Here is a 7,065-nt window from a genome sequence, read left to right on the forward strand (position 1 = left end):
GATTTGGCTGGCGGCGACGGACTTTTAGGCCATGATCTACTCCCCGGAGAGAAGGGGCCGCAGGATGCCTGCGGCGTTTTCGGCGTCTGGGCTCCCGGTGAGGAGGTGGCTAAGCTCAGCTATTTCGGCCTCTATGCCCTGCAGCACCGGGGCCAGGAGTCGGCCGGGATCGCCACGAGTGACGGCTCGAAGATCCTGATCTACAAGGACATGGGCCTGGTCTCCCAGGTCTTCAACGAGGCCGCGCTGAGCACACTGATCGGCCACATCGCCGTCGGGCACACCCGCTACTCGACCACCGGATCGTCCAGCTGGCAGAACGCCCAGCCCACCCTGGGCCGAACCTCGGGCGGCACGGTCGCCCTCGGCCACAACGGCAACCTCACCAACACGGCCGAGCTCCTGCAGCTCGTGCACGAACGCTACCCGAAGGTGGAGGGCGAGCTCGCCCGCGGCAACACCACCGACACCGCAGTGATCACCGCCCTCTTCACCGGCGATCTCGACCACACCCTCGAAGCCACGGCGCTCGAGGTTCTGCCGCGTCTGCGCGGCGCTTTCAGCCTCGTCTTCATGGACGAGACCACCCTCTACGCCGCCCGCGACCCGCAGGGGGTGCGCCCGCTGGTGCTCGGCCGCCTCGAGCGTGGCTGGGTGGTCGCATCCGAAACCGCCGCCCTCGACATCGTGGGCGCCAGCTTCGTGCGCGAGGTCGAGCCGGGCGAGCTCATCACCATCGACGAAGACGGCCTGCGTACGCAGCGCTTCGCCGAAGCGAAGCCCGCCGGCTGCGTGTTCGAGTACGTCTACCTGGCCCGGCCCGACACCACCATCGCCGGCCGCGGCGTGCACGAGGCGCGGGTCGAGATGGGCCGTCGCCTCGCCCAGGAGTACCCCGTCGAGGCCGACCTCGTCATCCCGACCCCCGAGTCCGGCACGCCGGCCGCGATCGGGTACGCGCAGGCATCCGGAATTCCGTTCGGCCAGGGTCTGGTGAAGAACTCCTACGTGGGGCGCACCTTCATCCAGCCGTCGGAGACCATCCGCCAGCGGGGAATCAAGCTCAAGCTCAACCCGCTCAAGGCCGTGATCAAGGGCAAACGGCTGATCGTCGTCGACGACTCGATCGTGCGCGGCAACACCCAGCGTGCCCTGGTCAGCATGCTACGGGAGGCCGGTGCGGCCGAGGTGCACGTGCGCATCTCGAGCCCGCCGATCACCTGGCCCTGCTTCTACGGCATCGACTTCGCCTCCCGCGCGGAACTGATCGCGACCGGCCTCGGCGTCGACGAGGTGCGCCAGGCCATCGGCGCCGACTCGCTCGGGTACCTCTCACCGGAGGGTATGATCGCCGCCACCGAGCAGCCGCCCGAACGCCTATGCACGGCCTGCTTCACCGGGGTCTATCCGATCCCGCTGCCCGACTCAGCACACCTGGGCAAGAACCTGTTGGAACGTCCGGCCGCCGCCTCGAACGGATGCGACCCGGGCCCCGACTCGGAATTCGAGCCTCTGCTCGCCCCCACCTCACTGCGCCAGGAAGCACTGCGCGAAGAATCCTTGGTCACACAGGGTAAGCCCCCGATCGGCGACCCAGGAAGACAAGAATGAGCAACGCATCCTATGCGGCGGCCGGAGTGGACACCACGGCCGGCGACCTCGCCGTCTCCCTGATGAAGGAGGCCGTGTCGAACACGCACGGTCCCGAGGTGCTCGGCGGGTTCGGCGGTTTTGCCGGCCTCTACGACGTCTCCTTCCTCACCGGCTACACGCGCCCGCTGCTGGCCACGTCAACGGATGGCGTCGGCACCAAGGTTGCGATCGCCCAGGCCATCGACAAGCACGACACGATCGGCCAGGACCTTGTGGGCATGGTCGTCGACGACATCATCGTCGTCGGGGCCCGCCCGCTCTTCATGACCGACTACATTGCGTGCGGCAAGGTCGTCCCCGAGCGGATCGCGGACATCGTCGCGGGCATCGCCCGCGCCTGCGCCGCCACCGGCACCGCACTCGTCGGCGGCGAGACCGCCGAACACCCCGGCCTCCTCGGCGTTGACGACTACGACGTGGCCGGCGCCGCCACCGGGGTGGTGGAAGCCGACCAGGTGCTCGGCGCGGAGAAGGTCCGCCACGGTGACGTCGTCGTGGCGCTGGCCTCTTCCGGCCTGCACTCCAACGGCTACTCGCTCGTGCGGCACATCCTCGCCAACCGCGGCATCGGCTACACCGACACGTCCGCCGATTTCGGAGGCGTGGTCGGCGAGGTCCTGCTCGAGCCGACGCGGCTCTACACCGGGCCGCTGCTCGGCGTGATCTCCGACCCGGAGCTCGCCGGCGTCGTGCACTCGCTCAGCCACGTCACCGGCGGCGGCATCGCGGCGAACCTCGCTCGCGTGCTCCCGCTCGGCGCCTGGGTGGAGGTCGACCGGTCCACCTGGTCGCCGTCCCCGGTCTTCCGGGTGCTCAGCGAACTCGCCGGCTCCTCGCTCGAGAGCGCGGAGGGCACCTGGAACCTGGGTGTCGGCATGTTCGCCGTCGTCGCGGCCGAATCGGCGTCATCCGTCATCGCGCGCCTCGCCACCGAGGGAGTGCCGGCCTGGGTGGCCGGCCGTGTCTCGACCGCCCCGCACGACCTCGCGGGCTTTGAGCAGGGTGCCAAGGGCGTGAACGGCGGCGCCGTGCGCCTGGTCGGCGGCTACGCGCTCTAGCCAGGCCGCCCGGCGGGGCGCCTCGTGGGGCGCCCCGCCGGGCGCCCCGTGCGCGTAAATGGCCGCCATCGGTGAAACGATGGCGGCCATTTGCGCGCACCCGCTGAGGCACGGGGCCGCGGAGGAGCAAAGCTCGGCGAGCCGAGATGAGCCGAGCCGAGCCGAGATGAGCCGAGCCGAGATGAGCCGAGCCGAGATGAGCCGAGCCGAGATGAGCCGAGATGAGCCGAGCCGAGATGAGCCGAGATGAGCCGAGCCGAGATGAGCCGAGATGAGCCGAGCCGAGATGAGCCGAGCGTCAGGCGCGCTTCTGCTCGTCTTCGGTGGCGTAATGGTCGACGTATTGGTCGTCGGCGTCGGCGTCGGCGTCGGCTTCGTCGTCGGTGTCTGCGTCTTTGCCGGGCTTGCCGGCCTCGTACTCCGGCCACTTCGCCAGGTCCTCATCGAGGCGCGGGTCGTTGGCCGGATGCCCGGTGAGCTCGCGCTCAAGCGCGTTGTAGTTGGTGTCCGGGCTGAAGTACTTCAGCTCGCGGGCAACCTTGGTGTGCTTTGCTTTTTGACGGCCGCGCCCCATGCGAGACCCCCTAACGATGCCAGGCCGGGTGAGAGGAACGTCTCCCGGGAGTTGCCGAATATTGTGAAAACTAGCCGTCAGTTTAGCATGGCGGGCCGAACGGGCCGAGGATGCAAATCCTGAGCAGCGGTTCGCCGAGCACGTTCACAATCAGCGTTCCTTCACTGTACCTCAGCGGGAGAGGAGGTAGCCCGCACCACAGACCAGGAACCCGAGCAGGAGAGTGCCGATCAGGTTGACAATGCCAGCTCGCCGACGCCCGGTGAGCGTCAGTTCGACGGTCTCGACGCTCCAGGTGCTGAACGTGGTCAGGCCGCCGCAGACCCCGGTCAACAGGATCAGCTGCACGTCGGCGGACACCGCGGCACGCTCGGAGAGACCGAGCACCACGCCGCCGATCAACGATCCGGCCACGTTCACGATCAACACGCCGAGCGGCAGCCGCCCGGGGCCGACGGGGAGGGCACGCGAGACGAAGTAACGGATGACCGCCGCCGCGCCACCGGTGACGAGTACGCCGAGGACCAGCCAGGTGCTCACAGAGTGCTCCCGGCATCCGGAATGTCCGGCAACACGCGGTGTCGAAGCTGCGCCCCCAGCTGCAGGCCGAGGGCCGCGGCCCCGAACCCCATCAGCAGAGTGGCCGCCAGGTAGATCCAGCCGAGAGTCGGGAATCCGGCCGCGCCGAGCGCGACCAGGGACACCATGACGGCGGAGTAGGTCGTGAACGACCCGAGCACCCCCGTGCCGAGGGCGGCCTTGACCCAGGCCGACAGGCCCGGGCGGGTCCACAGGCCGGCCACCAGCCAGCCGAGGATGAACGCGCCGATCGTGTTGGCGATCAGCGTGCTCGCCGGGAAGTCGGTGTCGGCGTGCGGGAGAGCCTGATCGATGCCGAGTCGAAGGCCCGTGCCGACCATGCCGCCGAGAAAGACGCCGGGAGCAAGGCGCATCCGTTACTTCCTCTTGCGGCGCCGCGCGGCGGACGGCCGGGAATTCGGCGGGACCGTGCCGACGACCGGCGTGGGTCGGATCGGGATGTCCTTGGTCGCCGGAGCGAGCGGGCGGCGCGGGATCGGGCGGGGGCGCACGGGCTCGCCGCGGCGGTCCTGGCCGGGCACGGGCCGGGAGCGCCGGCCGTAGATGAGCTCGGAGGAGTCGAGCAGCCACGGCACCAGGGCAATGGTGACGCCGTGCACGAGCATGAGTTTCTGGCGCAGCCGCCGGGCCTTGTGGTTGTGCAGCAGACCCTCCCACCAGTGGCCCACGATGTAGATCGGGGTGTACACGGTGACGACCTCGGAGCCGTGGTCCTCGCGCCGATCCTTGATGTAGCTGATCAGAGGCCAGCTGATATCCCGGTAGGGCGACTGTACGATGCGCAACGGCACCTGGATATTCTGCTGCACCCAGGCGCGCTTGAGCGCCTTGGTCTCGTCGACGTCGACGGAGATGTGTACGGCCTCGATGCTCTCGTGGCGGGCCGCGATCGCGTAGTCCAACGCCTTGAGCACGGGCTTCTGCATCTTGCCGACCAGCACGATCGCGTGGTCGCCCGACGAGCCGAAGATGGTGTCGGCATCCACTTCGATTTCCTTGGCGACGTCGCGGTAGTACCGGTTGACGCCGAGCATGAGGGTGAACAGCACAGGCATCAAAACGAAGACGAGCCAGGCGCCGTGGGTGAACTTGGTGATGGTGACCACTATCAGCACCACGCCGGTGAGCAGCGCGCCGAAGCCGTTGATCGAGAGGCTGGCGATGATGGATGCCCGGTTCGGCGGGTTCGTCTTCAGCAGGGTCAGCCAGTGCCGCACCATGCCCGTCTGCCCGAGTGTGAAGGAGACGAAGACGCCGATGATGTAGAGCTGGATCAGCACGGTCAGGTTGGCCTGGTAGATGACCAGGATGATGCAGGCGAAGAGGGCCAGCAGCAGCACACCGTTGGAGTAGATCAGGCGGTCGCCGCGGGTGCTGAGCGATTTCGGGGCGTAGGAGTCTTTGGCGAGCACGGAGCCGAGCAGCGGGAAGCCGTTGAACGCCGTGTTGGCGGCCAGCAGCAGCACCGCCGCGGTCGCGGCCTGGAGCACGAAAAACATGATCGAGTTGTTGCCGAAGGTGGCCGCCGCGATCTGGGCGATCAGGCTGCGCTGCGGGGAAGTCGCACACTCCTCCCAGCCGATCAGGTCGCAGGGATTCTCCGCGTAGTGCACCTTCGAGAACAGGGCGAGCGCGGTCAGGCCGATGAAGAGCGTGATGGCGATGCCGCCCATGAGCACCAGCGTGCGCTGGGCGTTCTTGACCTTCGGATGCTTGAACGCGGGCACCCCGTTGGCGATCGCCTCGACGCCGGTGAGCGCGCTGCACCCACTCGCGAAGGAACGCAGCAGCAGCAGGATGAACGCCGACTGGGCCAGGCTCTGGGCCTCTACGTCGTAGTTCGCCGACTCGGCCATCGGGGTATCGCCGAGGGCTACCCGGGCGAGGCCCACGACGACCATCAGCAGCACGCTGGCGATGAACAGGTAGGTGGGGATGGCGAAAGCCTTGCTCGACTCGTGCACGCCGCGCAGGTTGACCGCCGCGAGCAGGATCACGAAGAAGACCGCGAACTCCACCCGGAACGGCGCCAGGCCCGGCAGTGCGGAGATGATGTTGTCCACGCCGCTGGCCACCGACACGACCACGGTCATCACGTAGTCGACGAGCAGGGCGGACGCGACGACGAGGCCGGCCTTCTCTCCGAGGTTCTTGTGCGCGACCTCGTAGTCGCCGCCGCCGGACGGGTAGGCCTTGATCAGCTGGCGGTACGACGCGACGACCACGACGAGCAGTAGCACGACGCACGCCGCGACCCAGGGCGCGAAGCTGAGAAAGGCCAGCCCGCCGAGCGTCAGGATCATCAGGAGCTCTTGCGGCGCATACGCGACGCTCGACAGCGGGTCGCTCGCGAAGATGGGGAGGGCGAGGTGCTTGGGCAGCAACTGGCCGTCGAGCTTTTCGGTCGAGAGCGGGTCGCCGATGATCCACCTTTTCGGTGAACGTGTTTCTGGTGCCTGGGGGGTTCCCTCTGGTGTCACGAGGGACGACACTACTCCCTTGGATTCCTCTGTCAAATCCAGGGGAGTCGGCCGCCGTGCGGGCGTGTCGGGTGCGCCCGGTCTGCCCGATCTGCGGCGCCCTGATGTCCCTGCACGCGATCGACCGTTCGGGGGGATGCACCGACCGCGCCACCCCACCGCCGAGGAGATCGCGGCCCGTCCCGTCTGACCCGGTTGCGACGGTGACACACAGAACACCCGCGCAGCTGGCGAGGGTGTTCTGTGTGCGGGGTGCTGTTGCACCGCTCCGGGCTAGTGGCCGCGCTGCCGGTGCAGGGCGGCGAGGATGTCCGCGCGCACCTCGACCAGGCGAGCCCGAAGTTCCGGCACGAGCGTGGTCGGCACGCCGGACCGTGTGGCAGCCTGGCGCAGGTCCGCGCGCAGCTGCTGACGGAACTCGTTCAGCACCAGGTCGGCCTCATGCAGCGCCCGGTTGGACTCGAGACGCGGGTCGGGCGTCGAGGCGGCGGTGGATCCCGAATCGCCTTCGACGGTTCCGGCGCGGGCACCTGTTCCGTCGAATGTGGTTCCCGATGTGCTGCCGCTCGCTGCTGATTCCGCTGGGCCGGTCTGCCATCCCGCACCGGCCGAGGCTGAAGCTGCGGCTGATGCGGCTGCCGCACCGGCTCGGGCCCCGGCCGCGGCGCCGGCTGCCGCGCCGGCGGCGGCCCCGACCGCG

The 7,065-nt window shown here is 68.6% G+C and carries 6 protein-coding genes and 1 pseudogene; 2 read left to right on the plus strand and 5 right to left on the minus strand.

Translation table 11 applies throughout. The features are described 5' to 3' along the window. Window positions 1–3: 3 nt before the first annotated feature. Entirely contained in the window at window positions 4–1,611 is a 1,608-nt protein-coding gene (purF, locus tag E3O47_RS15735) for an amidophosphoribosyltransferase (protein ID WP_104099462.1), read from the plus strand. After that, window positions 1,608–2,711: a phosphoribosylformylglycinamidine cyclo-ligase gene (purM, locus tag E3O47_RS15740; RefSeq protein WP_104099463.1), complete on the plus strand. Its 1,104-nt coding sequence runs from the start codon at window positions 1,608–1,610 to the stop codon at window positions 2,709–2,711. Before purF ends, purM begins: the two co-directional genes overlap by 4 nt. A 298-nt stretch (window positions 2,712–3,009) precedes the next feature. On the opposite strand, the gene E3O47_RS15745 is transcribed toward purM, so the two are convergent. The 5 genes and pseudogenes from E3O47_RS15745 to E3O47_RS16120 all read right to left on the minus strand — a co-directional run. Further along, window positions 3,010–3,285, minus strand: a complete 276-nt coding sequence (locus E3O47_RS15745) for a DUF3073 domain-containing protein (protein ID WP_134421239.1) — start codon at window positions 3,283–3,285, stop codon at window positions 3,010–3,012. Between the two features lie 171 nt (window positions 3,286–3,456). Beyond that, complete coding sequence (gene crcB, locus E3O47_RS16115; RefSeq protein WP_166784841.1) at window positions 3,457–3,825, minus strand: fluoride efflux transporter CrcB; 369 nt, start codon at window positions 3,823–3,825, stop codon at window positions 3,457–3,459. Beyond that, window positions 3,822–4,238, minus strand: coding sequence for a CrcB family protein (locus E3O47_RS15755; protein ID WP_134401837.1), 417 nt, complete (start codon window positions 4,236–4,238; stop codon window positions 3,822–3,824). Before E3O47_RS15755 ends, crcB begins: the two co-directional genes overlap by 4 nt. A gap of 3 nt (window positions 4,239–4,241) precedes the next feature. Next, window positions 4,242–6,365: an APC family permease gene (locus E3O47_RS15760; RefSeq protein WP_104099145.1), complete on the minus strand. Its 2,124-nt coding sequence runs from the start codon at window positions 6,363–6,365 to the stop codon at window positions 4,242–4,244. A gap of 273 nt (window positions 6,366–6,638) precedes the next feature. After that, window positions 6,639–7,065 (minus strand): annotated as a pseudogene (locus E3O47_RS16120) (hypothetical protein); the annotation flags it as partial.

It is taken from the genome of Cryobacterium sp. TMT2-17-1, from assembly GCF_004402765.1.
Lineage (GTDB): Bacteria > Actinomycetota > Actinomycetes > Actinomycetales > Microbacteriaceae > Cryobacterium > Cryobacterium sandaracinum.